This is a genomic window from Nocardia sp. CA-151230, from assembly GCF_050942175.1.
GTDB lineage: Bacteria > Actinomycetota > Actinomycetes > Mycobacteriales > Mycobacteriaceae > Nocardia.
In genome coordinates this window covers 3286628-3309955 of sequence record NZ_CP192061.1, presented here as the reverse complement: position 1 = coordinate 3309955, position 23328 = coordinate 3286628, and the positions used below count along the sequence as shown (strand labels likewise).

General features: G+C 64.0%; 22 protein-coding genes and 2 pseudogenes. 12 read left to right on the top strand and 12 right to left on the bottom strand.

The features are described 5' to 3' along the window. Positions 1-745 precede the first annotated feature (745 nt). The 4 genes from ACQP1O_RS15230 (at position 746) to ACQP1O_RS15215 (ending at position 5262) form a co-directional block, all read left to right on the top strand. Positions 746-1087, top strand: a complete 342-nt coding sequence (locus ACQP1O_RS15230) for a hypothetical protein (RefSeq protein ID WP_433566433.1) — start codon at positions 746-748, stop codon at positions 1085-1087. A gap of 917 nt (positions 1088-2004) precedes the next feature. Then, complete coding sequence (locus ACQP1O_RS15225; protein ID WP_433566432.1) at positions 2005-3300, top strand: hypothetical protein; 1296 nt, start codon at positions 2005-2007, stop codon at positions 3298-3300. Next, complete coding sequence (locus ACQP1O_RS15220; RefSeq protein ID WP_433566431.1) at positions 3297-4484, top strand: DUF4041 domain-containing protein; 1188 nt, start codon at positions 3297-3299, stop codon at positions 4482-4484. Before ACQP1O_RS15225 ends, ACQP1O_RS15220 begins: the two co-directional genes overlap by 4 nt. A 385-nt stretch (positions 4485-4869) precedes the next feature. Further along, positions 4870-5262: a hypothetical protein gene (locus ACQP1O_RS15215; protein ID WP_433566430.1), complete on the top strand. Its 393-nt coding sequence runs from the start codon at positions 4870-4872 to the stop codon at positions 5260-5262. Positions 5263-5595: 333 nt separating this feature from the next. Here the strand turns inward: ACQP1O_RS15215 and ACQP1O_RS15210 are convergent, their stop codons facing one another. Genes ACQP1O_RS15210 through ACQP1O_RS15200 form a run of 3 tightly spaced genes read right to left on the bottom strand, consistent with a single transcriptional unit; the run spans position 5596 to position 7636 of the window. Continuing rightward, entirely contained in the window at positions 5596-6102 is a 507-nt protein-coding gene (locus ACQP1O_RS15210; protein ID WP_433566429.1) for a hypothetical protein, read from the bottom strand. A gap of 11 nt (positions 6103-6113) precedes the next feature. Further along, positions 6114-7346 (bottom strand): DUF6973 domain-containing protein, encoded by a 1233-nt coding sequence (locus ACQP1O_RS15205; RefSeq protein WP_433566428.1) that lies wholly within the window; start codon positions 7344-7346, stop codon positions 6114-6116. Further along, complete coding sequence (locus tag ACQP1O_RS15200; RefSeq protein ID WP_433566427.1) at positions 7343-7636, bottom strand: hypothetical protein; 294 nt, start codon at positions 7634-7636, stop codon at positions 7343-7345. Before ACQP1O_RS15200 ends, ACQP1O_RS15205 begins: the two co-directional genes overlap by 4 nt. Before the next feature lie 178 nt (positions 7637-7814). On the opposite strand from ACQP1O_RS15200, the gene ACQP1O_RS15195 reads away from it, so the two are divergent. Both ACQP1O_RS15195 and ACQP1O_RS15190 read left to right on the top strand, forming a co-directional pair. After that, complete coding sequence (locus ACQP1O_RS15195; RefSeq protein ID WP_433566426.1) at positions 7815-8162, top strand: YbaB/EbfC family nucleoid-associated protein; 348 nt, start codon at positions 7815-7817, stop codon at positions 8160-8162. A gap of 30 nt (positions 8163-8192) precedes the next feature. After that, the gene (locus ACQP1O_RS15190; RefSeq protein WP_433568029.1) at positions 8193-8399 is read left to right on the top strand and encodes a hypothetical protein; all 207 of its coding nucleotides are present in this window, start codon (positions 8193-8195) and stop codon (positions 8397-8399) included. On the opposite strand, the pseudogene ACQP1O_RS15185 reads toward ACQP1O_RS15190, so the two are convergent. Further along, positions 8342-8551: pseudogene (locus ACQP1O_RS15185) on the bottom strand (transposase); the annotation flags it as partial. The gene ACQP1O_RS15190 and the pseudogene ACQP1O_RS15185 sit on opposite strands and share 58 nt — an antisense overlap. Before the next feature lie 584 nt (positions 8552-9135). Here ACQP1O_RS15185 and ACQP1O_RS15180 point away from each other — a divergent pair. Beyond that, the gene (locus tag ACQP1O_RS15180; RefSeq protein ID WP_433566425.1) at positions 9136-9885 is read left to right on the top strand and encodes a hypothetical protein; all 750 of its coding nucleotides are present in this window, start codon (positions 9136-9138) and stop codon (positions 9883-9885) included. 223 nt (positions 9886-10108) lie between these two features. Then, positions 10109-10879: a MerR family transcriptional regulator gene (locus ACQP1O_RS15175; protein ID WP_433566424.1), complete on the top strand. Its 771-nt coding sequence runs from the start codon at positions 10109-10111 to the stop codon at positions 10877-10879. 136 nt (positions 10880-11015) lie between these two features. On the opposite strand, the gene ACQP1O_RS15170 is transcribed toward ACQP1O_RS15175, so the two are convergent. After that, positions 11016-11492 carry a hypothetical protein gene (locus tag ACQP1O_RS15170; protein WP_433566423.1) on the bottom strand — a complete coding sequence of 159 codons (477 nt, stop codon included), beginning with the start codon at positions 11490-11492 and terminating at the stop codon, positions 11016-11018. Positions 11493-11978: 486 nt separating this feature from the next. On the opposite strand from ACQP1O_RS15170, the gene ACQP1O_RS15165 reads away from it, so the two are divergent. Further along, positions 11979-12437, top strand: a complete 459-nt coding sequence (locus tag ACQP1O_RS15165; protein WP_433566422.1) for a Panacea domain-containing protein — start codon at positions 11979-11981, stop codon at positions 12435-12437. A gap of 407 nt (positions 12438-12844) precedes the next feature. Here ACQP1O_RS15165 and ACQP1O_RS15160 read toward each other — a convergent pair whose 3' ends face one another. Next, complete coding sequence (locus tag ACQP1O_RS15160) at positions 12845-13483, bottom strand: nitroreductase/quinone reductase family protein (protein ID WP_433566421.1); 639 nt, start codon at positions 13481-13483, stop codon at positions 12845-12847. Positions 13484-13725: 242 nt separating this feature from the next. Then, positions 13726-14430, bottom strand: a complete 705-nt coding sequence (locus ACQP1O_RS15155) for a hypothetical protein (protein WP_433566420.1) — start codon at positions 14428-14430, stop codon at positions 13726-13728. A gap of 435 nt (positions 14431-14865) precedes the next feature. Here ACQP1O_RS15155 and ACQP1O_RS15150 point away from each other — a divergent pair, with 435 nt between their 5' ends. Then, complete coding sequence (locus ACQP1O_RS15150; protein WP_433566419.1) at positions 14866-15360, top strand: hypothetical protein; 495 nt, start codon at positions 14866-14868, stop codon at positions 15358-15360. 105 nt (positions 15361-15465) lie between these two features. Here ACQP1O_RS15150 and ACQP1O_RS15145 read toward each other — a convergent pair whose 3' ends face one another. The 4 genes from ACQP1O_RS15145 to ACQP1O_RS15130 form a co-directional block, all read right to left on the bottom strand. Further along, complete coding sequence (locus ACQP1O_RS15145) at positions 15466-15774, bottom strand: hypothetical protein (protein ID WP_433566418.1); 309 nt, start codon at positions 15772-15774, stop codon at positions 15466-15468. A gap of 218 nt (positions 15775-15992) precedes the next feature. After that, a complete protein-coding gene (locus ACQP1O_RS15140) occupies positions 15993-16271 on the bottom strand; it encodes a hypothetical protein (RefSeq protein WP_433566417.1) in 279 nt (92 codons plus the stop codon). A gap of 180 nt (positions 16272-16451) precedes the next feature. Continuing rightward, positions 16452-17357: an alpha/beta fold hydrolase gene (locus ACQP1O_RS15135; protein WP_433566416.1), complete on the bottom strand. Its 906-nt coding sequence runs from the start codon at positions 17355-17357 to the stop codon at positions 16452-16454. Positions 17358-17996: 639 nt separating this feature from the next. Next, entirely contained in the window at positions 17997-19568 is a 1572-nt protein-coding gene (locus tag ACQP1O_RS15130) for a class I adenylate-forming enzyme family protein (protein ID WP_433566415.1), read from the bottom strand. Between the two features lie 1017 nt (positions 19569-20585). Between ACQP1O_RS15130 and ACQP1O_RS15125 the strand changes: the two are divergent. Both ACQP1O_RS15125 and ACQP1O_RS15120 read left to right on the top strand, forming a co-directional pair. Continuing rightward, positions 20586-20993: pseudogene (locus ACQP1O_RS15125) on the top strand (Rieske 2Fe-2S domain-containing protein); the annotation flags it as partial. 67 nt (positions 20994-21060) lie between these two features. Then, positions 21061-21330, top strand: a complete 270-nt coding sequence (locus ACQP1O_RS15120; protein WP_433566414.1) for a hypothetical protein — start codon at positions 21061-21063, stop codon at positions 21328-21330. 151 nt (positions 21331-21481) lie between these two features. Here ACQP1O_RS15120 and ACQP1O_RS15115 read toward each other — a convergent pair whose 3' ends face one another. Continuing rightward, positions 21482-22858: an RsmB/NOP family class I SAM-dependent RNA methyltransferase gene (locus ACQP1O_RS15115; RefSeq protein WP_433566413.1), complete on the bottom strand. Its 1377-nt coding sequence runs from the start codon at positions 22856-22858 to the stop codon at positions 21482-21484. Positions 22859-23328: the final 470 nt, after the last annotated feature.

Here is a 23328-nt window from a genome sequence, read left to right as displayed (position 1 = left end):
GTGCCAGTGGCGGGCGCAGAATTCGTGACGCATGCTCATTGAGCCGTCACCAGTTGCTCGTCGCGCCAGGCCATCCCGATCCACCACAACCAGTTTTGAGCCGCGGCGGCCAGCACCGAGGCGACTAGCAGCAGTCCTAACTCACGATCTGACCCACGCCCAGCGCCAGGATCTCGACCCTATGGTCGGCATCAGCGGAGAAAGCGGCCACCATGACTGATGCCGCAGCCACCATCGCCACCGCACCTCAGATACCCAGTGCTGTAACAGTATTCATGTACCTCGCCCTCCTTCACGCTCACCGGGCACACCACCGACGCCAAGCAACGGCGGCCGACGTGTCCCTATCGGCTGCGATCGGGTTCGGGGCCTATGTCGCGCACCGCACAGGCGAGCCAGCGATCGGATCGATCGAGAACCCAGATAGAGCGGGCCGTCTTACAAATGTAAGCAACGGCGTAATATGGGTGTACGACATTCCAGAGTGGATCATGGAGTTGGCCGCCCGGTACGGCATCGAGCCGTACGAGATCATGCAGGTACTGAGCGGGCCTCGCCCGCAACTGCCCCGCAAGGCGGTTTGGCGCGGGCGGTCTGACAGTGCTGATGATCATCGGGCGAACCTCGTCCAGGGCCCCGCTTGCGGTGCTTGTGCGAACACTCGGGAAGTTCGACCACCAAATTGTCGGAATCATGCCCGTGACCGGTGAACTTCTCGCCGAATTCGAGAAATGGGAGGAAGGCCATGAGTGACCAGCCCAACTACCCGACCAGCGCCGCCGACGCCGAAGAATTCGCCAAGTCGTTGACCTTCGGCGAGGTTCTCGACCCCAGCGTGCTGCCTCCTGTCGGGACACCCGCGACGGTCTCGATGACGGTGCGGATTCCCTTCGAGATGCATCAGGCCATCCTCGACGAGGCCGAAGCGCGCGGAGTCGACAAATCCGCCGTGGTGCGTGACTGGCTGGCTATCGCAATGGCCAGCTCCATCCGTGGCGACAGCACCCCCATCAGCCGTGAAGACGTCCACCGTGCGTTCCTCACCGCTTTGGCCAGCGTGCACCCTCTGCCCAAACGCACCGCGTAGAACGCTGGTCTCGGCTGTGGCAGTGCCGAGACCAGCGGTTCGACCGCTGACCGTACGCGAGTTGCCCCTCGCGGCGGTTGCCATGCTCTCGAGGCCGCGATCGCTGCCAGAATTCGAGGTAGCGCGCGGTGGAGCGCTGTGTGCTATCGGCACACGCCGTACCGGTGTCACCAGCCATCGTCTCGTGCTGGACAACGGGCGAGTTTTCGTCCCCACGCCTCGCCCGCCCGGCATCGACAAAATGGCCGATCGGCCCACTGCAACCGGCTCGTCACGACGGCAGTTGCACCGAATTCGCGCCGGCGCGTTGGACGTTCGGCAATCAGCGACGACAGGACGGCGATCGCCGCGGCCGGCGGTAGACGCGGCCTGGCCCAGGTCACGTTTGCCTCGCGAGTTTCCCTTGCCGACAACGAATTCGGCGAAACCGCGCACGAAGTGCCGGCGGGGCGCTGGTATTCACCGAGATCGACAACGGTGACTGGGTTTTCTACCCCGGCACTGTCTCCAAATACCTTCTCACCTGATTGTGTGATCGCATCGCACCGATCCCGCTGGGGCCCGACGCCGTCCTACCCAACGGCGGGATGCCGTTCGCCTAGATCTATGACCCCAGTGTCGGCACCGTCGCCGCACGCATCGACGCCACTATGGCGGACACCCGCGGCAGCTTCACCACCCAGCCACACGCGAAGGCCGGGAAGTTGAGACGCCACCAGGTGACCGATGGGCCTGCATGTCATCCACGCAAACCATACGGCTCTTCGGTACCACGACTCCATCACCGCGAATTTTGGGCAACTCAGTTTCGATATGCTTACGTGCTGATTGTCGGCGCATCCGGGGCGGAGCAGCGCGTGTAACGGATTGACTCCGGTCGCGACAGGAAATGCAGACTGTGATCAACGGCTCGGTCGATGCAAAGCGTTGCGAAGAAAGGGATTTGGGTGGCGCGGCGGCGGGGGTTCCTTGCTGAACTGCAGCACCAGCAAAGGCTGGCGCAGCAGCGGCAAGCGAGGCAGCAGCGGGAAGCCATACGGGCGCACAACGAGGCTGTACGGGAGGCGCAACGCTCTGCTCGCGAGCAGCAACGCGCAGCTGCCGCCGTTATGCGAGCTTCGGCCGCCGAACGCGCTGCCGCGGAACGCGCTGCCAAGCTGGCCCACACAGCAGCCCGCGAGGCAGAAGCCGCGGAGAAGAACGCACAGCTCGCTGTCACCTATGACGAGATCGACAACCTCCTCAATGCCACACTGGAGACCGACAACTGGGTCAATCTGGAGTCGCTCCGTGAACATGTCGAGGATCTCCCGTTCGATCGTCCCGAATTGCTGGTTCCCTCGCTGGCTCCCCGTTACCGGCCGACGCCAGCTCGCCCGATCTTCACGCCACCTGCGCCGCCGTCGGGTCTCCGCGGTGCTCTGGGAGGTAACCACAGACATGGAATGCAGGTGGAGGTGGCGCAACGCGAGCACCTGAGCCGTGTCCAGCAGTGGGAGATTGCTCTCACCCAGACCTGTGCGCGGAACGCCGAGCTGCGCGATCAGTGGCGCCAACGGGAGGCGTCCCGCTATTCAGCGTTGGCCGATGCACAACGCAGGCTCGAGCAACTCAACACCGAGCGTCGCAAACAAGCCGCAGTGGCGAACGCCCGCCTGGACGGACTGATCACTCGCCTGAGTGAACGGCAGCCTGCCGCGATGGACGAGTATGTGGCTATTGTGCTGGCGAACTCGATCTACCCAGAGGCATTCGAGGTGTCGTACGAGCACAGCTTCGGCGCGGACGACCACGAACTGCGCATCACCGTGTTGGCTCCACATCCCGACACGTTCCCCACCTCGAAAGCCTTCCGCTACAACATGACCAACGACGAGATCACCGCGACCGTAATGTCGGCTGCGGAAACGAAGCGCCGCTATGCGTCGGCGATCGCACAGACGGCGCTGCGGACAGCACATGAAGTGTTCGAGGCCGATCGCGAAGGGATCATCGACAGCATCGCGCTGACCGTCGCCGTCGACACCGTCGACAGCGCAACCGGCCACGACACCCGGATCGACCTCGTCCGCCTGGCAACCGATCGCCCAGATTTCCTTCCCATCGAACTTTCTCGCGTGGAACCGGCTGCCACGCTGGCCCACCTCTCGGCAGCGGTATCGAAGAACCCCTACGGGCTGGTTCCCATGGCAAACCACGGAGTACGCGGATGAACGACCCACAAGACGCGATCGTCGGACTGCGAAAGATGTTGATCGTCAAGGAACGCGAAGCCGCCGACCTGCAGGACCGCATCCACGAACTAACCGCGCAACTCCAAGCCCGCCCTGTTCCTGCTGCCGAACCGCCAGCTCTGAATGACCCCCGGCTCATCACCGTCGAAGATGTACTGGTGCTTCAGGAAGTGGGGATCTACGAGTACCACCACCCCCTGGAGAACGCCGACAGTTACAAGCAGGCTCTCGCAGACCTCCGCACGCACGTACGCGATGCTGTGAAGGGCAGTGAGGCCATCGTTATAGCCAAGAAGTTCAGCTTCAACAACTCACTCGCCGAAGGCCGTCGGTTGACCTCGGACCTGTCCAAGCTCATGCTGCGGGCATACAACGCCGAAGCCGAGAACTGCGTCCGAACCATACGGGCCGGCAACCTGGACACCGCGAAACGACGACTCGATAAAGCCGCCAACGACATCGAAAAGCTGGGCGCGGCAATGCAGATATACGTGTCACCCGACTACCACGAGCTTCGCATCAAGGAACTCGAACTCACCGCCGACTACATGATGAAGGTGCAAGAGGAACGCGAGGTCGCCCGCGAGGAACGCGAGCGACTGCGCGAGGAACGCAAAGTCGAGCAAGAACTCGCCGCAGAGCGCGAACGACTCGACAAAGAACAAGCGCACTACCGCGCAGTGCTCCAGCGACTCAGAGACACCGGACAAGACACCCGCGACATCGAAGACCAGTTGGCTCGCATCGCCGACGCGATCGCGCAAAACGACTACCGCGCAGCGAATATCCGCGCAGGCTACGTCTACGTCATCTCCAACATCGGAGCCTTCGGAGCCGGCGTCGTCAAGATCGGACTGACCCGCCGCCTCGAACCCCTCGACCGAGTCCGCGAACTCGGCGGTGCATCCGTCCCGTTCCCGTTCGACGTTCACGCGGTCTACTTCTCCGATGACGCGGTCACACTCGAAAACGAACTGCACAAAGAATTCAGCTCTCGACTGCTCAACCACGCGAACCAACGGCGCGAATTCTTCTTCGCCACACCTGAAGAAGTACGTCAAGTGCTGACGAAGAAGGTGGGAAACCTCCTCGATTACAATGACTCTCCCGAAGCCACGCAGTACTTCCAATCGAAGGGTTACTGGCCCGACTTTAGGGCATAGCGATTAACCGACACGCCCACGCGCTGGGCAAACTCCCGAAGTGTGCTTCGCCTGTCGTGTTGGAGGAGCACGCTGACCACCGTCCGGGCCAGGGTCTGAGACCGTACCCACTCCTTCCCCACGTAGCTGCTCGTTGCGCGCGACGAGATCGACGACACGCGCTTGCAGATGCTGATAGGCGGCGGACGATGGCGCAACATACGCCATGTCGCGGAGGCGAAACGGGGGACCCACGCCCCGGACCCGAAACTCAACCTGACATAAGATAGATCATCGGCACGCGAATGATAATGCGATGCACCAACTTTCAACATAACGGCCCTCCACGTATGCGCGAACGCATGGACCCTTCTCTCTCGGGATCGAATTGGCCGCCAGGAGTCGCGTGGCGGCGCTGCTGCCGGGATGGATCGAACGCGGCAACGTGTGGCCGACCGAGCTTGCCGAGCAAGCCGCCGTCGACGGTTTCGTGCCCATGACCCACAACACCGCATTGCTCGGATCGCTCCCCGACGAGTTCCCGTCGCTGCACTGGGCAACGGACTGGACGATTCCATCGGTGGCTACGCCCCGCCGGTACTGGTCACTGCACTACGGAACTGGTTGTCCGACAAACGCCGAACAGCTCACCGCCGTCGGTGACCGATGGAACGACCGCCCGTACGTGCGCACCGCGCTACGCAAGATGGACGAGGCACTCGCGCTCGCTGAGCTGACCGGTACCGGCTTTGTCGAAGCCGCAGAGATCTACCTCCCCATGCAGGGCATCATCGACTGACCTTCTCGTGCTGGATGCACGCCGTCGGTCCGTCGAGAACCGGAGTCCGCGAGCGTGGGGGGCGTGTCAAAACCCCTGGTAGGGGTGCTGCAGAGAGGATCTGAGCACATGACACAGTGCCGGGCTAGAAATCGGGACGTCCCTGACAGATACTTCACTGCACCAACCTTTAGGGCAAACCAGTTGGGGGTGGCTATCCGTTCGTCGGGCCTCACTGCGACATTCGGCGATGGATCACCCGAATTACCCCTGTATCGGCGGAAATCCGTAGTTCTCCGCACATTGGGCGTGTTGTAGATGCTGTGTTTCATCCACGGTCCGTCGAGGACTACCTCAGTAGGTTCTGAGTCCTCCGCCTTTGGGGTTCAACATGGTTTCGTGAGTCAGTCGCTCGTCGGAGTGGAACCCCAGCGGCTTGTACCCGGTATCCCACATCACGGACTGCACCACCTGCCGGTCTTTGAGGAAGACGTAGTACCCGAAAGACGCCGGATCTGAACCGATCCGGGGCGGTAGGCCCTTCCAGCAGGTGCCCGGCGGGGTTTGCGCGATCTTGTTCAGCCAGTCGTCGTCCATTGCCGAGGAGGCCTCGATCAGCGTGTCCCAGTCATCGGACCAACCGGCGGCGCGGGTGACCTCGCCAAGACTGATGGCTTGCTGCCCGCTCCCAGCGGTATTGAACTCCGCCGACAGCGCCTCACTCGAGCCGAGCGGCTGCGGCTTGCTGTCGAGGCGCATTTCGGATTGACACACTTTCGCGGCTGGCTTTTGGTGTTTGGCAGCACATCCGGCCAGCAGCGGAACCATCAGGATGCCGACGACGATCGTGGCTGATTTCACTTGCCTCGCACTCACTTTCCCTTGCCCGGAAGTGGGATATCCACGGACGGAGGACTTGTCGTATCTTTCCAGGGAACAGTATTACTGAAGGCGATCTGGGCGGGAGCTTTGTCCCCGTTGGGACTGTGGATGACGACGGTGTCGCCCTTGTCGACCGCGGCGATGACCGCTGTTTTCAGGTCGTCCTTTGATGCGTTCATATTCGCCAGACCGATCTGACGGCCGACATCATTGTTCTTGAGGTCCATCGCCTCTCGTTGCGGACCGTTTCCGCCGACCATTTCATGGGCGCTGGCGTACTGCTTAGCCCAGTCGGCACCGAACTCCTGGGTCATACGCGCATTCCAGTAGGCATGTCGGGCCGCATCCGCATGACCGTCATCTTTCGAGTTCTCATTAACAGCGGTGTACTTGTTATCCTTCCCGAACGACACCGCTTCCTCCTTGATGTCGTTGAACTTCTTGTAGTTCAGCGGATTGCCACCGTGGAGCGGGTTGCAGAGTTCATCCATCGCGGCCTTTTCCTCGGCCGTCATCTCCACCGGCTGAATGTCGAGATCTTGCAACCTGATCAGGTTCAGCAGGGTCGAGTCGGGCCAGACGACGATCTCGGACTTCGTCGTATCTACCTGGTAGTTCAGGAGAATATCCCGCAGCGCGGCGTCATCCGGTATACCGGCCAGCGCCAGCTTGACATCCTGGGATACGTGCTCGAGCTGCGTGGCCAGATTACGCGCGCCGATCTTGTCGGTGGCCTGTACATCCCAGTATGCCTGCTTGAGACTCGCACCCAATCGGAGGCAGTCAGCGGTCTTCCACGCGACGGACGCCGGATTGCCCCAGTTCTTTTTGATTGTCTCCCAATTCGAATCGTATGACTTCACGTCACCGGTCTCGTCGTCGTAGAAGAGGTTCCATTCCGATTCCTCGACCTCGTCGACAACCGACTGCAAATTTACGAGATCCGAGAACAATTCAGCGGTCGTGGTGTCGATCTGCTTATGAATGGCATCGAGGACGTCACCCGACGTCACCGCCTCGTTCTTCAACTTGGTCGACATGGTGCGGGCCGCACTACCGGCGGCCTCACCGAAGTAGGATTCGGATCCCTGAATCGCCTTGTCGGCATTGAGGGATTCGGCCTCGAGGGTAATTCCGGCGTTCATCGCGTCCGCGGCGGCGAACCGCGCCGAATCGAGCTTCCACCCGAGCACCGTGGAGATGGTGATCTTCTCACTACTCACTTGATCCCCTTGAATCCGGCCACATTCGCCTCTTCCATCCCATCGACGGTGCCTGCCGCGTTATCGGTCAGGCCCGCGAACTGGGTGAGCCTGCCTTGATGAAGGGCCACCACCCGATCCATGGCCTCGAAGACGCCCTTGATGTTGGTCGCGAAGGCCGAGAACGGCATCGCGGCAGGAGTGGCGTTACGGTCGGTCTGGCCGATCGGGGCCAGTTTGCCGATCACGTCGGAATGGGTGCGCGTATCGGTCGCGAGCGCGCGCAACTTTTCGGGATCGAAGGCGACCATATCTACCGTCCCACCAACAGCTTTCGCTTCATGAATCCCCCATCAGCAGCTACAACGCTGCTGAATAGTAGCGGGTGTCCAGAACGACGAACAAGCCGGCGCACGTTGTCGGTACAGTTTCGAGCAGTCGGGGGAGGCGTCCCGGCATGGACGATCCGGATGAAGGGGAGCGAGGCACGTGGACCAGCGTCGCGCGCGGGCAGAAAAGATCGACAAGGTCGTCGGGGAGGTGCGAGCCCAGGCTCGCGCCACGGACCGCACAATGGCGATCGAGGTGGATGCCTACGGGCAGATCACCCAGATCAAGCTGTCGCCGAACGCCGTTGCCGAGGGAACCGAACGGCTCGAGCGGGCCATCATCGAGCATTACAAGGCGGCGCGAGCCGCCGCAGAAGCCCAGGCACACAAGGTATACGAACAGTTCGTACGGGCTGAGAAGAAGGACGCCGCACTGGCAACACCGCAACCCGAGTGGGCCGATCAGGATGACGTGCAGCCGTTCAAGCTCTGGACCAACACGCGGTAGTGAACCGCACCCGAATGCCATCATGAAGATATGCGGAGCATCCCGTTCGACGCTCAGGAGCGTGCCGCACGGTGCGATCTCCTCGACGAACTCGGAGGCGACGCACCCACGCTGCTGGAGGATTGGACGACCACGACCCGCGACCTCTCGGCCAACAGCGTTTCGTGCACCCGCTGTCAGACGCCGGCGGCATGCCAGTCCCGCAGCCGTCGCCAACACGTCATGCCCGACCCGTAACCCCGCTCCTGGGGCAGGAACTCCCACGGAATGCCGGTGTAGAGCACAAACAGTGTGCCGCACAACACCTTTCGGTCGTCGAGCCGCCTGCGGCCGGGATGGTGCGTTCTGCGGGGAACCACCGGCAGCAGGAGCTCGATGCGCTCCCACAACCGACACTGCCGACGAACCCCCTGTGCGTCCGCCGCTACATCGGTGTTCGGAAAACGATCATCTGACGTACGCGAACACCCTGCCCCGGCCCCTGCGTGGCCGGTTCGGTCAGCGTGGTATGCGGCATGTCAGGATGTCTGTTCTACCGCTGTAGGTTCGAGGACTTGGCTGAGCGGGAATGAGGGACGCCGCGCGGCGACCATACAGGGCCGGTGTGCGAAAAGCTCTTGAAAGCCTTGTATCTCGCGAGCGGACACCGTTAGAACACGAAACTCAGCGCTCGTGGTGTGGACCGTACCGCCGCAGAACGCGCACTCGTAGGACTGCATCAGGTGATCATCCCGTGAGCTTCCGCGGGCACACCGACCGCGGGGTGGCCAACCTGAACGAGCGGGTCGCGGCATAGAGCGGACGCGTTCTGCCAGGGGTGTCGGTCGCTGTCGGGTATCGACGCTATGGGTCTGTGCAGCTCGCTGTTGTTCGGCGCGCTGCATCCACACCGGTCGTGCGAAGGTGGTTGGGATTGTGATCGTTAGGAGTAGTTGTGCCACTGATCTCTGCCGCGATATGCCCACATCCGACGATGTTGATTCCGGACGTGGCAGGTGAAGCCTCTGGCGAGTGGGCCGAGTTACGTTCCGCATGTACGGAATCAATCCGGGAACTCGGGATTCCTGTGTTCAACATCTTCGACAAGTCAACCACGCCTGCTGTGGGCGCGGCCGACCTGGTTGTGATCGTCGGCGGCGACAGCGAGACCCGAAGTTTCGAGCCATCCGGTGAGTACGGGAGCCTGTTGGCCAACGGTATCTGCTGGGAGTACGGATGGGAGGGTGCCGGCGAACCGCAGCCGCTACCGCTGTCCCTAACACTCGGCTATTGGTTGATGCTGACCAGCAAGGTCAAGGGAATGATCATCGCCAACGTCGCATTCGAAGCGATCGCCTTCAATGCGTCGCCGCGAGAGTGCTTCCTGCTCGGACAGGAGTTGGCCGGGCGGGCGGACAGGGTGGCAATGCTCGTCATGGGTGAAGGATCGACGTGCATGACCGTCACGGAGCGAACGCGTCATGCCGACCGCGCTCAACGATGCGATGCCGAGGTGACACGGGCGCTGGCGCACGCCGATTCGGATGCACTCGCTCGTCTCGATCCGAGACGGCTCCGGATGACGGCTACCGGGCGAGCAGCCTGGCAGGTATTGGCAGGGGCAGCGATCGGACACAGCTTTCAAGGTCGACTACACACGGATTCGACGACCCGGAACGAGGGGTATTTCGTGGCGAGTTGGACTCGACACCCCGATGCCCCGAGGCCAGCACCGGGGCATTGATCCTCCGGATGCCCGCGCTGGCCGGTTCGGTCAGCGCGATCAGCGGCAATAGTGGATGTGCTGAAGGCGATTTCCTAGCTGAAACTGCCGGCCGATCCGGCGACCACGATGAAACCGTGGTACCGATCGTGCTGGTTGCGGTCTTGAGGTTCACGTTGGGTGAATGTTTAGCGTCGAGATGCCGGATGGACCGGCAGGGTCCCGGTGCGGTGAGGAGTGGGTCGTGTCCTGGTCGATTGCCGAAGTCGCCCGAATGTCCGGGGTGACAACACGGACCCTTCGGCACTACGACGAGATCGGCCTGCTGCCGCCGGCGGGCGTCCGCACCAACGGCTACCGCTTCTACGAGCAGGCGCAACTGTTGCGCCTGCAGCAGATCCTGGTGCTGCGGGAACTGGATCTCGGGCTCGACGAGATCGCAGCGATTCTCGACCGGCAGACCGATCGTTTGGTCGCGCTGCGGGAACACCACGCGAGATTGCTGCGTGAGCGCGACCGCCTCGATCGAGTGGCGCACACCGTCGCGCGCACCATCGAGGAACTCCAGGCACAGGAAGGAACAACGGGCATGCCCCAGATCAACAGGCCGGAAAACCTTTTCGAGGGATTCGACCCGAGCCCGTACGAAGCCGACGCGCTCAAACGCTGGCCCGATCAGACGGAGGCACTCGAGCGCTCGAAGGCGTACACCGACTCGCTGTCGGCCGAGGAGATCGCGCGAATGCAGAAGGAAACGACCGCGGCGATGACCCGCATGGCTGAGCTGATGGCATCGAGAACGCCTGTCAGCGATGCGGCCGTGCAGTCCGAAATCGACGCCGCATACCGACTCGTCAGTGCCACCTGGACCCCGGACGCGCAAATGTTCAAGCAACTTGCCCAGACCTACCTCGACGACCCCACCGCCACCGCAAGTTTCGATCGGATCGCTGCGGGACTGGCCACCTACTACCACGACGCGATGGTGGTCTTCGCGGATACCAGGCTCACGTAACCGACAGCCGCCCACACCATCCGGACTGCCCCGCGCTGACCGGTTCGCTCAGCGCGACATGCGGCAGATGAGTGCGTTCACCAGTCGAGACACGATCCTGGTCGGGCAGTTCCGAACGCCTAGTCGGCATCATCGGTCACGTACTGTAGCTACCATCCCACGGCCAGCCGAAACCCAGTCGGATAGGGTAGAACTCCGCCCAGTCGTCAACTTCTTCGCCTTCGGGGTATTCGCCGTGGCACTCCACAACGAGTCCGAAAAGCACCCCATCATGCATTTCGGTGAACGGTGAGATCACGATGTCGCCGAATTCCCGATCGGGCAGCCACTTCATCCACTCGTCCAGCAGGCGCTCCGCTTGGGCTACGACATTCTGTGCCTGCTGTCCGCCGTAGGTCTCGCCTGCAACCTCGATCGTGGTATCGAGATGCGTTCCTGCCGTGTCGAACTCGTGCAACACTGAGTAGACCCGCTGTAAGACGGCGTCACCCTCGGAAAGCCCCTGGTTGATGCGCGTCACGTATCCGAAAAACTGGCCCCGCTGCCAGCGCCCGGCCATCTCCGTGCGGTGGCCGGGCACTCGCTTGATAGGGATCAGGTCCGGCACACCCATGCGATCTGGCCTTCCTCGCGAAACCACAGTCGTCCCCGCACAGTACCTCGACGGCGCGCGACCGACGTTCTCGCCGAAGAGAATCGGGCAAGCTGATTCGAAACAGATATCAGCGTTCACATTGTTCACGGAAATCGGCATTATGGTGCGTCGCCCGCGGACGAACTACGCTCTGCCCGTTGATCTTCCGCAGGCCCGCGCTGGCTGCTTCGAACCGCGCGGGTCGCGGCAGATCAGTGCATTTGGGGATCGAGGCCGAGCTGACCATTCTGGTCTCGCCGCGACTTGGAGTGCACGACCTACCTAGAGAGGCTTTTCGGCCGCTCAGGCAGTGCCCGACTACTACTCGGGATTCGTGTCTCCCGGCGCGGTGGTGTCCCCCGTCCGTGATGTCCCGGCTTCGATTGTCTTGACGGTCAACAGAACCTGTCGGACCCCGGGCATAGACTCGCGGCCGAACAGTTCGATTCGGTCGGGAGAGGTCACATGGCTGCATCATTTACCGCGCACGATATCGCGCAGTGGTTCGTGTGCTGGGCGGACACAGTCGATGCCGAAGTCTCCAACCTCGAGGTCCAGAAGCTGCTCTACTACGCGCAAGGTCACAGTCTCGCCACCAGCGGCAGGCCACTGTTCGACGAACCCATCGAGGCCTGGGCCGACGGCCCGGTCGTTGCCGACCTCTATCACGATCTGCAACTGTTCGGACACGACCCCATCGACATCAGTCTCTTCGTCCCCGAGGTGCTCGAGTGGGACTGGGACGACTTCGACCCGGTCGAATCCGTCCTGACCAGCACCTGGGATACCTACGGCAGTCTTGCCACCCCGGCTGCCCGGGACAACCTCCACCTCGAAAGCCCCTGGAGGGAAGCGCTCGAGGCGACTGGGAACAATATCATCCCACTCGATCGGCTCGGCTCTTTCTTCCGTCACGAACGCTGAGCGGCCGCGGAGGAACCTTGGTGCACTGGCTTGCCGCATGCGAGCCGTATCGACAAGTCCGGAACGGATTCAAAGGGCCGGTCGACTCGGACAGGCCAAAACCGAAACCACCCAGATCTACGCTTGAGCACGAGATGAGCTGTTGGACAGCGTAATCCGCGCGGCCCGTCGCCCCTGCGACACCGTCCGCCGCTGAACTTACCCCGTCGGATCAATTGCACGCCTTGTCAACAGCGTTCGCTGATTCTGCTCGAACTACAACGGCGATTCAACGGCCCTCCACGGCGATCGCCATCAGTAGCATCGGGCAGTCAAAGATACCTCGGATCCGTGCTGCCGGTTGATCTTCGCCTGGTCCGCGCTGGGCCAGTTCACTCCGCGCGGGAAGCGGCAGATGAGTGCGTTCCTCAGCACGGAAGTGGCGAGCACAATACCAGCGGGATCGGACGCGACGTCCAGGTCTGATAGCGGGCGAACAACCGTGCAGTGCCGACAGCACGATGCCAGTGTGCGGTGTACTCCTCACCAGTGAGGAGACGTGCGTACATCCACCGGGCACTGTGACCGCGTGTCTCAACAATGACAGCGGGGGCGGCGCGGATGTTCAGGTACCACTGCGGCATTCGGGTGCGGCCGACATTGGCGGCGACCAGCAGCACCGCGTCGGCAGTGGGGACGTACGCCAGCGGCGTGACTCGTCGCAGCCCGCTGCGTCGGCCGCGCGTGGTCAGCAGGCAATAGTGGATCCGGCCGTCGGCATTGCGCCACGGGGCGACGCCACCGACCCGGCCGCCGGTCGCACGGAACACGCGGATGTGCGCGAGGCTGAACAGGCGGGCGAGTTGTGAGAATGCCCGGGAGTTGACTATCCGCGCGGCAGGTCGACGCGCAGGCTCGCCAATCACATCGTGCTCCTCTTCTTTCGTCGATCGGCCACTGCCCAGCAGTATCCCGCTCAAGGCGCCAGTACGCCGAACCTGCTCAGACCAGCTGAGGGACCGCTCCCGTGAAAACGCGGTTACGTGGTGAAAAAGGTTGTCGTCCAACGTCGCACGATTCATATCCCAGTAGTGCAAGCCACCGCTGGCACCGGTCTCCGAATGCACGCCATTCGGCAATAGCGGACGTTCTGCACCGCACCAGGTTCCGGCCGCCGGCGCCCCGCGCTGGCCGGTTCGGTCAGCGCGGTATGCGGCTACTTACCGGATACCTCGGGCCGCAGCGCGTTCCGCAACACTCGGTCGCACACCCAGCGGCAATCGCGGGACCTCCTGGACCCCAGACGATTTCACTCGTTCTTGGGAAGTCGTGGTTCCGTGTCGGGTGAAAGCCGTTCGCTGCCGGGAGCGTCGACCGGACCCGGGCGAGTGACGACCAGACGGCTGATAGCGTCCAGCCACGCGTCCTCGGGTGAAAGCGGTTCGCTGCCGGGAGGATAGATCGGTTCCGGGCGAGTTCCGAACAAGTAGTCGCGGAAGGCTCGCAGGTACTCGTCCAGATCCCGTTGATCGGCGAACCTGGTTTCGGTCGGGTCGAACCACTCGTCCGGTGTCGGGTGCCACGCGACCATGAAGTCGAGCGCTTCGCGCACCATAACCCCATAGGTCGAATCCGTGGCACAGACCTCGCGCAACACCGTTGCGCTAGAGCACATTCCGCGGCCGTATTCGGTGCGGTGCATGTTCACCAGCGGCCACAGCAGGCTACCGATATGCGGGATTTCGTCCCACCACGTAGCCTTCGTGCACAGGGTCTCACTAGCTCGCCTGGGGCGTGATTGCGTGACAGGTGTCGGGTAGTCGCAGGGCGCGCCTCTTCGGTCGATGCTGCGGGTCGGTCCGGTTTCAAGGTTCACGGGTGGATACCACACGCCGCGCCACACCGAAACTCCGAGATAGCGGCGACTCACCGGGAGTGGTTCGGCCAGTGAGATGTCGACGGTAATTCGGCTCACGGGCGGCAACGGTCGGGCGCGGACCAGATCCGCCACCATCGACAAGCAATCCCGCACATCGAAGCCTGACACACCGACGCCCTGCTGGAGCAGGCCGTCGGAGAACTCCTGCGTGTCGAATTCGATCCAGAACCGCCGCAAGGTGGTCATCTGCGATTTCCTCCCGCCGGCACCGATGTCGAACTCCGACCCCGATGATCCCAGAGCTGATCAGCATCCAACACTCGACAATCGGCATAGAAAGACGACCTGTACCGCACCGGTTTTCGGCCGCCGGCGCTCAGCGCTGGCCGGTTCGGTCAGCGCGGTATGCGGCAGTAGCGTATGTCCGGCCGACACCGGATGGCCGGGGCCCCTTGTCTTCCGTGCGTACTGGGGCTGGCCGATTGGTCAGCGGAATGAGCGGATATTCGGTCGTGTCTTTGGGTCAGGACTGACGGGGATGCGGAGTCGTACCGAAAGGTTGTGTGACAGTTGACGGTTTTGCGGTGGAGCGAGGTCAAGAACTTCTTCGACCCCGACCAGATGGGCACGCTCCCGGACGTGTACGTGCCGGGTACGTCGGTCGAGGATTGGCAGGCAGTATTCGATTTGGTTCGCTCGAAGGGGTGGGCATGGGAGTACCTCGAGGGTTTCAACAAGCGACAGCTGCCGTCTGCCGCGGAGGTTTTTTCACATCCCGCCGATGCGGAGACCATGATGCTGCGTGTCTGGCCTGTCCCGGACGTGCAGGTGATCTTTCGTCCCTGGTCTGCTGACGAGATGGACTTCGATGTCGACCTTCGCGAGTTGCAGGGCCAGGCCGGGGTGGACACTCTGTGCGATTTCCTGTGCACGATCGGTCGGCGTCTGGGCAAGCAGGTATCCATGTGCTCGGAGTTCAACACCAGCTCCACCCGTTACCCGGTACTCGGTTTCGACCCCGTCGCCGATCGTGTGGTGCTTCTGGCAGATCCAACGCTCGACTGACCTACTTCCCTGCCCCGCTGGCCGTTTCAGCAAGCGCGATCAGCGGCATAGAAAGACGTTTAGGCCTCGGGAAGGCGTCGTCCTCGGCGGCGGCCCTGTTTTCGGCTAGCGGTAGTCGGGCCAGGTCCACTCGGTGTCAGTCTTGGCATGGGCCACAACCGCTGAAGCACGCTTTGCGAGAAGGTCATCGAATACGTCTATCCACGAGCCGTTTCCGCTGATGATCAGCGTATCGAGCGATTCGATCACCACGTAGACCTCGCCATCGCCTCGCTGCTTGATCTCTACGTTGAAGTCCCATCCCCCTCGGAACTCCTCCGCTAACAGCTGCTCGACCGCAGTCTTCACCGCCTGTGCTTCATGAAGATCGGCAACGCCTTTTACCGTGGCGTAGAGATCACAGTTCGCAGACACGTGATGGAACCTACAGTGTCGGTACGACAGCGCGGCCGGTCGCTGCCACCATCCTTTTGCGGAATGGCTTACCGGTGAGGTCGATTCGGACAAGACCCTCGGTCCTGCGGACACCGGACAAGTGAGGCATTGGCGCGCCGATCGGGTGTCCGAAATTCGGCATGAGCGGACGTAGCCATCGGGGGTGGTAGGCGGCATGGGGAGGCGGCGTATCTCGGCTACTTGACCTGAGACTCGTGCACCGCGGGCCCGATCACGACGTGTGCGAGCAACCCCGACCGGTCACTACCCAGATGCCGGGCGACCTCGCCCAGCGCGTTGTCCAGTGCCGCCCGCGTCGACCCCGGCCGCGGATGCAGCCGCACGACCGTGTCCGCCTCGCGGATTTCGATGTGGCAGACCTCGTTACCGAGGGCACACCCGGCGACCGGTCGCGGCGCACCGATCACGACATCGGCCTCACCGCCACAGCGGCTGACCCGACCGCTGATGAACATCTGCACTCCAGCACTCCCCCTCCACCGATCACAGAACCGCTCAATAGTTCGACGCCACTGTGCCAGCGGATTGCTCGACCCGAATCATCATCTGACGACTACCGATCCAGAAGTGCGATTCCGCCGTCCACGTGACATGAGGCGGTGTCTTTCACCAAGCTAAGAGGGCCATCGGAGGTCTTATGTCCTACCGCGGCGGCGTATTTCATCCTCGAACACCTTGTGGATCTCGCGGGCGATCAGGAACCACTCGGTGAGTGGGATTTCGTGGCCGGACCGTTCGGCGATGACGTGACGTCCGCGTGGTGATCGCGCAGCGCGGTGCGCGTGCGCGCTGTTGGTTTCGGCGCGCAACGTGGCGTAGATGCCGTTGCCGCCGCGTACGCCGGAGATCGCGGTGATCGGGATGGACCCTAGGTCGGGCGGAGCGGTCCGCCAAGTGGCGAGCTCGTCGAAGTACGTGCGGGACTGTTGCCGCCGCGTGCGGACCACGCTGGGGGTGAATCCTTCGCGCTTCAGCTCGCCGCGCACGTCGGTCGGCAGGCCACGCCATTGCCAGCGAAACACCAATGCAAGCAAGCGAAGCCGGGCGAGGACCCCGGCCACACCGGCAAAGACGCGCTCGACTCGGCGCAAGCGCGGGTCGAAAACCACCTCGGCGGCTTCGTCGGTAGCGTCGACCAGCACGATGCCCGTGATCCGTTGCGGCTTGCGCGCGGCCGCGAGCCTCACTATGGGACCACCCGTTCCGTGGCCGACGAGAATGAACGGTCCTGGCCCGAAATGGTCGAGCACCTCGTTCAGGTCCTCGGCCATGCGATCGAGGGAGCGGTCGGCCGGATCGGGTGCGCTGCGGCCGAGACCGGAGCGGTCATAGACAATCGCCCGCATGAGCACCGCGACGATAGGTTGCACGCGGGCCCAGGACACTCGGTTACCTGCCGCGTCTGCCTCGAATACGACAGTCGGGCCTGATGTTCCGGCGAAGTAGGTTGGCCGACGCAACACCTTCGCATGTAGCCGCCGCCCGTCCCGTGTTGTAACCCACTCCGAGATGCCCTGCGTATGGAGTTCGGTATCGGTCATCGTGTGTCACTCCCTCACGCCCATCGAACGATCGTCGCACGAATTGCGGACTTGTTATCGCCCCTCGCGTGCCTGGCACCGCCGACTCAGGTTAATCCGCTGTCCTAGAGGTGGTTTCGGCCCGGCTGACCGCAGGTCGGCCCGCCCGAAATCCGACCCAAGCACACCTCGGCCCGCAGTCAAGGTCCTGCGTTAGGGATATCGGGCAACTCCCGCTCGTCGGCTAGGGACAGGATGACGGCCAGAGGGCAGCAGCCTGACCGACGTCGGCGACCGCAGCTGGCTGGAGTCACGTTCCCGCTTACCGGAGGCCACCTACCTAGGAGTGTGAAAATGTCGTCCACGTGACATGAGACGGCGTCTTTCACCAAGCTAAGGCATACCTCATAACATTCCGGATGGCCCGTACCACAACTCATCTCACATCAGCAGGAGCGAGCACTGCCGCCGGCCGTACGGCGATCTGCCCGTAGATTTTCCGAGGGTTCGCGCTGGCCGGTTCGGTCAGCGCGGTATGCGGCATGACCGGATATCCGGATGTCTGCCCTCAGGGCCTTGTCGCCGCTCGGCGCGCTTGATGGACGTGGTGGGAGAAACCGGTCTCATCTGTTGCCTGACACCGCCTTTCAGCCGGCCCGGTCAGGTCCGTGGCTTCAGTGCGACCTTGCGGATCTTGCCTGCCGGCGTCATCGGCAGGCTGTCGACCACCTCGACCCGGTCGGGCACCTTGTACTTGGCCAGGGTGCGCCGACACCGCTCGAGCAGTATGTCGGGGTCCACCGCAGCACCGGGCGCGGCCACTACGAATGCGTACCCTGTCTCGCCGAAGGTTTCATCCGGCACCCCGATCACCGCGGACATCGCCACCGTCGGGTCCTCGGAGAGCACGTTTTCGACCTCTGCCGGGTAGACGTTGTATCCGCCGCGCACGTACATCTCTTTCCGGCGACCGAGCAGCTGGAGGTGCCCGTCGGCGGACATCGATGCGATATCGCCGGTCGCGAGCCAGCCGTCGGCGAGGAATGCCGCGGCCGACTCGTCGGGCAGCTGCCAGTAGCCCGCCGCTACGCACCCGCCGCGGACCTGCAGTTCACCGGCCTGGCCGGGGGCCAGTGGGGTGTTTCGGTCGTCGACGATGCGGCCCTCGAAGTCGCCGGTCATAGTCCCGATGGTGTGGGCGACCGTCTCCAGAGAATCGCCCAGCGGCGAGATGACGCAGGCGCCCGACGTCTCGGACATGCCGTAGAGGTTCGCGATCCGGACGCCATCGAATCTCGCCGCGACCTGCTCGGCGAGGGCCGGTTCCAGGTTCGACCCGCCGACCACGCACAAGCGCACACTCGACATGTCCGCTCCCACAGCGGAGTCCGCGCCGAGCATCATCTTGTACATGGTCGGGACGCCGACGAACATCGTCACGCCGATGTCGGCCATCGTGGCGACTACGAGGTCCGGATGGAACCGCGGCAGCAGCGCGATCGCGCCCCCGGTGACAAGGGTCGAGCCCAAGGTGCAGGTCAGTCCCCCGACGTGGTTGAACGGCATGACGCCGAGAATCACATCAGCAGCCGACTGCTCGAACCGATCCACTTGCGCGGCAGCCGAAGCGAGCAGGCTGGCATGAGTGATCGTGGCACCCTTGGGTGTGCCGGTCGTTCCTGAGGTGTAGAGGATCACCGCCGGATCCGTGGGCCTGACGGCCTCGGCGGCGCGGGAAAGCAGCACTGGTTCGGGCTCGGTGGCTGTGAGGTCCGCCCACTGTTGCCGGCCCGGGACCTGGTCACGGCCGAGGAAGAACAGATGCTCGACCGTCGGGATGTCGGGGCGGAGCTGGTCGAGAAAGGGCCCGAACTCGAACCCGTTCGACTCCGCGTCGCAGACCAGGGCACGCGCCCCCGATTGTGTGAGCATGTAGGTGAACTCGCGTTCACGGTAGACGACGTTGAGGGTGACCAGCACCGCCCCGATCTTCACTGCAGCGAGGTAGGCGACGATCCAGTCGGGCGAGTTCGTCGCGGCGATCGCGATGCGGTCACCGTGGCCCAGACCCAGGCGCAACCAACCGGTGGCGACGCGGTCCGATCGCTCATCGATCTCGGCATAGCTGATTGCCTCACCACCGAAGTGGACGAACGTCGACCCGGGCGCTGCCGCAACCCGAGCAGCGAGCGTCGCGGGAATCGTCGACCCGTTGCCAATTCCTTTGTCCATCAAGCATTCCGATCATTCGGGGCAGCGCCGCACGACCACCCGAGACGCGGGCGCCGTGACGGCAGTCACATCCAGCAATCCTGCGTCACCATAAGCCAGTCACTCCAACAAAGCAAGCATGCGTGCTTGTTTTGTTGGTGGCAACGCTTGAGAAGTAGGCCGTCATGGGTGGTCCGGCGTCACCAACGCGGTGATTCGCACTCGAAGGGCCCGCACACCTCAGGAAGGGGCAATAGCCGACGTTCTGCCAGCCTCGGATCGGCACGGCCAGTTGATCTTTCGATGCCCCGCGCTGGCCGATTCGGTCAGCACGGTATGCGGCAATAGCGGACGTTCTGCACCGCACCAGGTTCGGGCCGTCGGCGACACCCGAGAGTGCGACAGCACCGCCTTCTACCGCTGCGAGTGACACTTTTCGGCGCACGCCGGAGTGTGGTGCTGGGGTGTACCTCAAACGGCAGCCCCACATGCAATCCGTCCAGCCCACCGCGAAACCGCGCAGCTTTTTCTCATCGGCTACCCGTTGCAAGCCCGAGCACCCGCAACCTCGATTCTCCCAGACCGCCGAGGTGGCGCAGCAAATTCGCTTCAGCCATCGAATAGCGCAGACGACCCCAAAGGCGCGTCTTGCCATTGCTGCCAGGCTGTCATCGCGGTGTCGAACTTCTCAGCGCCTCATTCGGCCACCCGGCGAGACTATCCGTCACGCTGGATTCATAATGCCGTATCGCGCACGGACGCCCTTCCGTTCCCAATCGTGAGGCAGGCCAACAAAACTTCCCACGGCTGCATCATGCCACCGCAGGCGATTTGTTCAGCGTTTCACCGGGATTCGTCTGCTCACCACCGGTGTGCAGAGCCTGAGCTGGCCCAGCCAGGTAACTTACGCTACTGTAGGTTGCCGTGCCCTAGATCACTGCGAGCTGGAACGTTCGGTCACCAGCTGGGAGTACCCGGCAGCGAAGCTGGACGCCGGTAGCGACAGCGATCAACCAAGACCCTCCCCATTTGCTCGGAATGCCTTGTCAACCAGCGAAATTCATCGCTGGACACGCCATCGAACCAGGCGCCGGCTCTCAGCACGGTGCCACGCGCACCGGAGAACCCGCCAATGGCCTCTGTCTCGACTCTCGCTCGGCATCTACGCCCGCCGCGGCACCCGCAGCCGCTGCCGCCTTTCCTTTTGGGTGGTTCGCTGTTGCGGGCAGCGCGGATGTTCGGCCTGGGCAGGTCATTACGCGCCGTCTCGCGGGTCGTGACGTCGTTCTGGCTCGCCAGCGAACGGGCCGTCTCGCGGTGTCCGAGTCGAGGTGTCCGCATCTCGGTGCCCATCTCGGCAGGGGCGGCACCGTGCCCCCAGACGGGAACTTGCGTTGTCCCTTCCATGGCTTCGAGTTCGACGTCACCGACGGCCGTTGTGCGGCAACGCCATACGGGTCCCGCACCGCGTACGGCGCGGCTGGCGATGCTACACGCGCGGGAAGTGTTGGGCGTGATCCTGGTGTGGCACGGCCCCGACCGCGGCGACCCGCAGTGGGAGGTCGAAGAAGTCTCGGCAGATCCGGAGGAATGGCTTCCGCTGCAGCACACTGTCCTTCGATTTTCGGGCCATCCGCAAGAGGTGTCCGAAAACTCGGTTGATCTTGGTCACTTGACCGTCCTGCACGGGTTCGGGGCCGTGACGGTGCGCCACCCGCTGAAAACAGATGGCCCCTACCTGCGCACCGCCTACAGCACAACAGAACTACGCGACCGCCGGTAGGTCCGCGCCACGCACCCACACGACCGCCGGTGCATCTGCGGGTCACGAACCCACGCGACCGCCGATGGATCCGCGGCGCACGGGTCGGCGCGCCCAGCGGTCGGCCTCGGTGCACGGGTGGACCGAGGCCGGACGCTCATGCGAGTCGACCCTATTGCGGCTGAACTGGTTTGCGCAGGGCTGCCAGGAACATGGCGTCGGTGCCGTGGCGGTGGGGCCACAGCTGGGCGCCGGGGCCGTCGCCGAGTTCCGGGACGCCCGGGAGCAGGTCGCGGGTGTCGAGCTGTTCCGCGCCGGTGCGGCGGACCATATCGGCCACCACGGAGACCGTTTCCGGGAGGTGCGGGGAGCAGGTCGAGTAGACCACGACACCACCGGGGCGGACGAGATCCCATGCGGCGGTGAGGAGTTCACGCTGCAGGGTCACCAGGTCGCGGACGTCGGAGGGCTGGCGGCGCCAGCGGGCCTCCGGGCGGCGGCGCAGGGCGCCCAGGCCGGTGCAGGGGGCGTCGACGAGGATGCGGTCGAAGCCCGGGGTCAGGCCGCTGTCGCGGCCGTCGGCGACATGGACGTCCACGGGCATGCCGCGGGTCGCCTGGCGGACCAGGTCGGCGCGGTGTTGGGCGGGTTCGACGGCATCGACGCGGAAACCGTCGATATCCGCGATCGCGGCCAGCAGTGCGGTCTTTCCGCCCGGCCCGGCACACAGGTCGAGCCAGCGGCCGGTGTCGGGGCCCTCGAGCGGTGCGCGGGTGACGGCCAGGGCGACCAGCTGGCTGCCCTCGTCCTGGACGGCTGCCATGCCCTCGCGGACCGGCTCCAGCTTCGCCGGGTCGCCACCCTCGAGGTACACCGCGTACGGCGACCAGCGGCCTTCCTCGCCGCCGGTGACCAGGGCCAGTTCCTCGGCGGTGATATCGCCGGGACGCGCCACCAGGTGCACGGCGGGCCGCGCGTCGTCGGCCGCCAGCACGTCGGCTAGCTCACCGGCCCGCGCGCCCAGGGCGTCCGCGAAGGCCTGCGCGATCCAGACCGGATGCGCGTACTCGAATGCCAAGTGCCCCAGCGGATCCCGTGGCGCGAGCCGTTCCACCCACTCCTCGGGAGTGCGCTCGGCCACCCGCCGCAGCACCGCGTTCACGAACCCGGCCCGCCCCTGCCCGTACTCCGCCCGCACCAGCGCGACGGACGTGTCGACCGCCGCGTGCGCGCCGATCCGGGTGCGCAGCAGCTGATAGGTCCCCAGCCGCAACGCGTCCAGGAGCGGTCCGTCGATCTCCTCGACACCTCGCCCCGCGCACTCCGCGATCACCGCATCCAGCAACCCCTGCGATCGTGAAGCCCCATAGGTCAACTCGGTGGCCAGCGCGGCATCACGCCCACTGATATGCCGCTCCCGCAGCAATCCGGGCAGTACCAGATTCGCGTAGGCATCCCGCTCCCGCACGGCCCGCAGCACATCCCGCGCCACCACCCGCACCGGATCGGCCCCGGCCCGCTCGGCCCGCCGGGCCGCGGCACTGCTCATGCCGGCCTTCGCGCCCGCCGCGGTCCGCTTCGGTCCCCGGTCCCCTTGCCCCGCAGTCCTCTCGCGATCGAACGAGCCACTCCGGCCGCCCGCGCGGTTACCGCCGGAGGACCGTCCGCCCGTGGACGCCGTGCGGTCACGTCCCGCACCCCGCCCATCGCCACCGCGCGGCCCACGATCCGACCGGTTCGACCCGGAATCGCGGTCCCCTTCCGAGAATCCGCCACGCCTGTCGTCGCTCCGCCGACCGCCGACCGCCGAATCGCGGCCGGTGCCCGACCCATACCCGTCGCGCCCGCGAAGTCCGCCACCCGACCGGTTCGACCCCGAATTGCGTTCTCCCGCAGGGCGTTCGCCCTTGCCGAAGCCGGCGCGCCGCTGGTCCCCGCCGTCGGTCCCACGCGGTCCGGAGGATCGTGCCGCACCCGAATCGCCGGCCGCCCCGGCGGAGCGACGGAAGCCGCGACGCT

What these genes read in the sequence shown, in the direction of transcription:
- ACQP1O_RS15115 (WP_433566413.1), bottom strand. Translation starts at nt 22,858, where the DNA reads ATGAGCAGTGCCGCGGCCCGGCGGGCCGAGCGGGCCGGGGCCGATCCG.
- ACQP1O_RS15130 (WP_433566415.1), bottom strand. Translation starts at nt 19,568, where the DNA reads ATGGACAAAGGAATTGGCAACGGGTCGACGATTCCCGCGACGCTCGCT.
- ACQP1O_RS15155 (WP_433566420.1), bottom strand. Translation starts at nt 14,430, where the DNA reads ATGGTGGCGGATCTGGTCCGCGCCCGACCGTTGCCGCCCGTGAGCCGA.
- ACQP1O_RS15170 (WP_433566423.1), bottom strand. Translation starts at nt 11,492, where the DNA reads ATGGGTGTGCCGGACCTGATCCCTATCAAGCGAGTGCCCGGCCACCGC.
- ACQP1O_RS15135 (WP_433566416.1), bottom strand. Translation starts at nt 17,357, where the DNA reads ATGACCGATACCGAACTCCATACGCAGGGCATCTCGGAGTGGGTTACA.
- ACQP1O_RS15190 (WP_433568029.1), top strand. Translation starts at nt 8,193, where the DNA reads ATGCGGAGCATCCCGTTCGACGCTCAGGAGCGTGCCGCACGGTGCGAT.
- ACQP1O_RS15200 (WP_433566427.1), bottom strand. Translation starts at nt 7,636, where the DNA reads ATGGTCGCCTTCGATCCCGAAAAGTTGCGCGCGCTCGCGACCGATACG.
- ACQP1O_RS15220 (WP_433566431.1), top strand. Translation starts at nt 3,297, where the DNA reads ATGAACGACCCACAAGACGCGATCGTCGGACTGCGAAAGATGTTGATC.
- ACQP1O_RS15180 (WP_433566425.1), top strand. Translation starts at nt 9,136, where the DNA reads ATGTTGATTCCGGACGTGGCAGGTGAAGCCTCTGGCGAGTGGGCCGAG.
- ACQP1O_RS15225 (WP_433566432.1), top strand. Translation starts at nt 2,005, where the DNA reads ATGCAAAGCGTTGCGAAGAAAGGGATTTGGGTGGCGCGGCGGCGGGGG.
- ACQP1O_RS15165 (WP_433566422.1), top strand. Translation starts at nt 11,979, where the DNA reads ATGGCTGCATCATTTACCGCGCACGATATCGCGCAGTGGTTCGTGTGC.
- ACQP1O_RS15230 (WP_433566433.1), top strand. Translation starts at nt 746, where the DNA reads ATGAGTGACCAGCCCAACTACCCGACCAGCGCCGCCGACGCCGAAGAA.
- ACQP1O_RS15140 (WP_433566417.1), bottom strand. Translation starts at nt 16,271, where the DNA reads ATGTTCATCAGCGGTCGGGTCAGCCGCTGTGGCGGTGAGGCCGATGTC.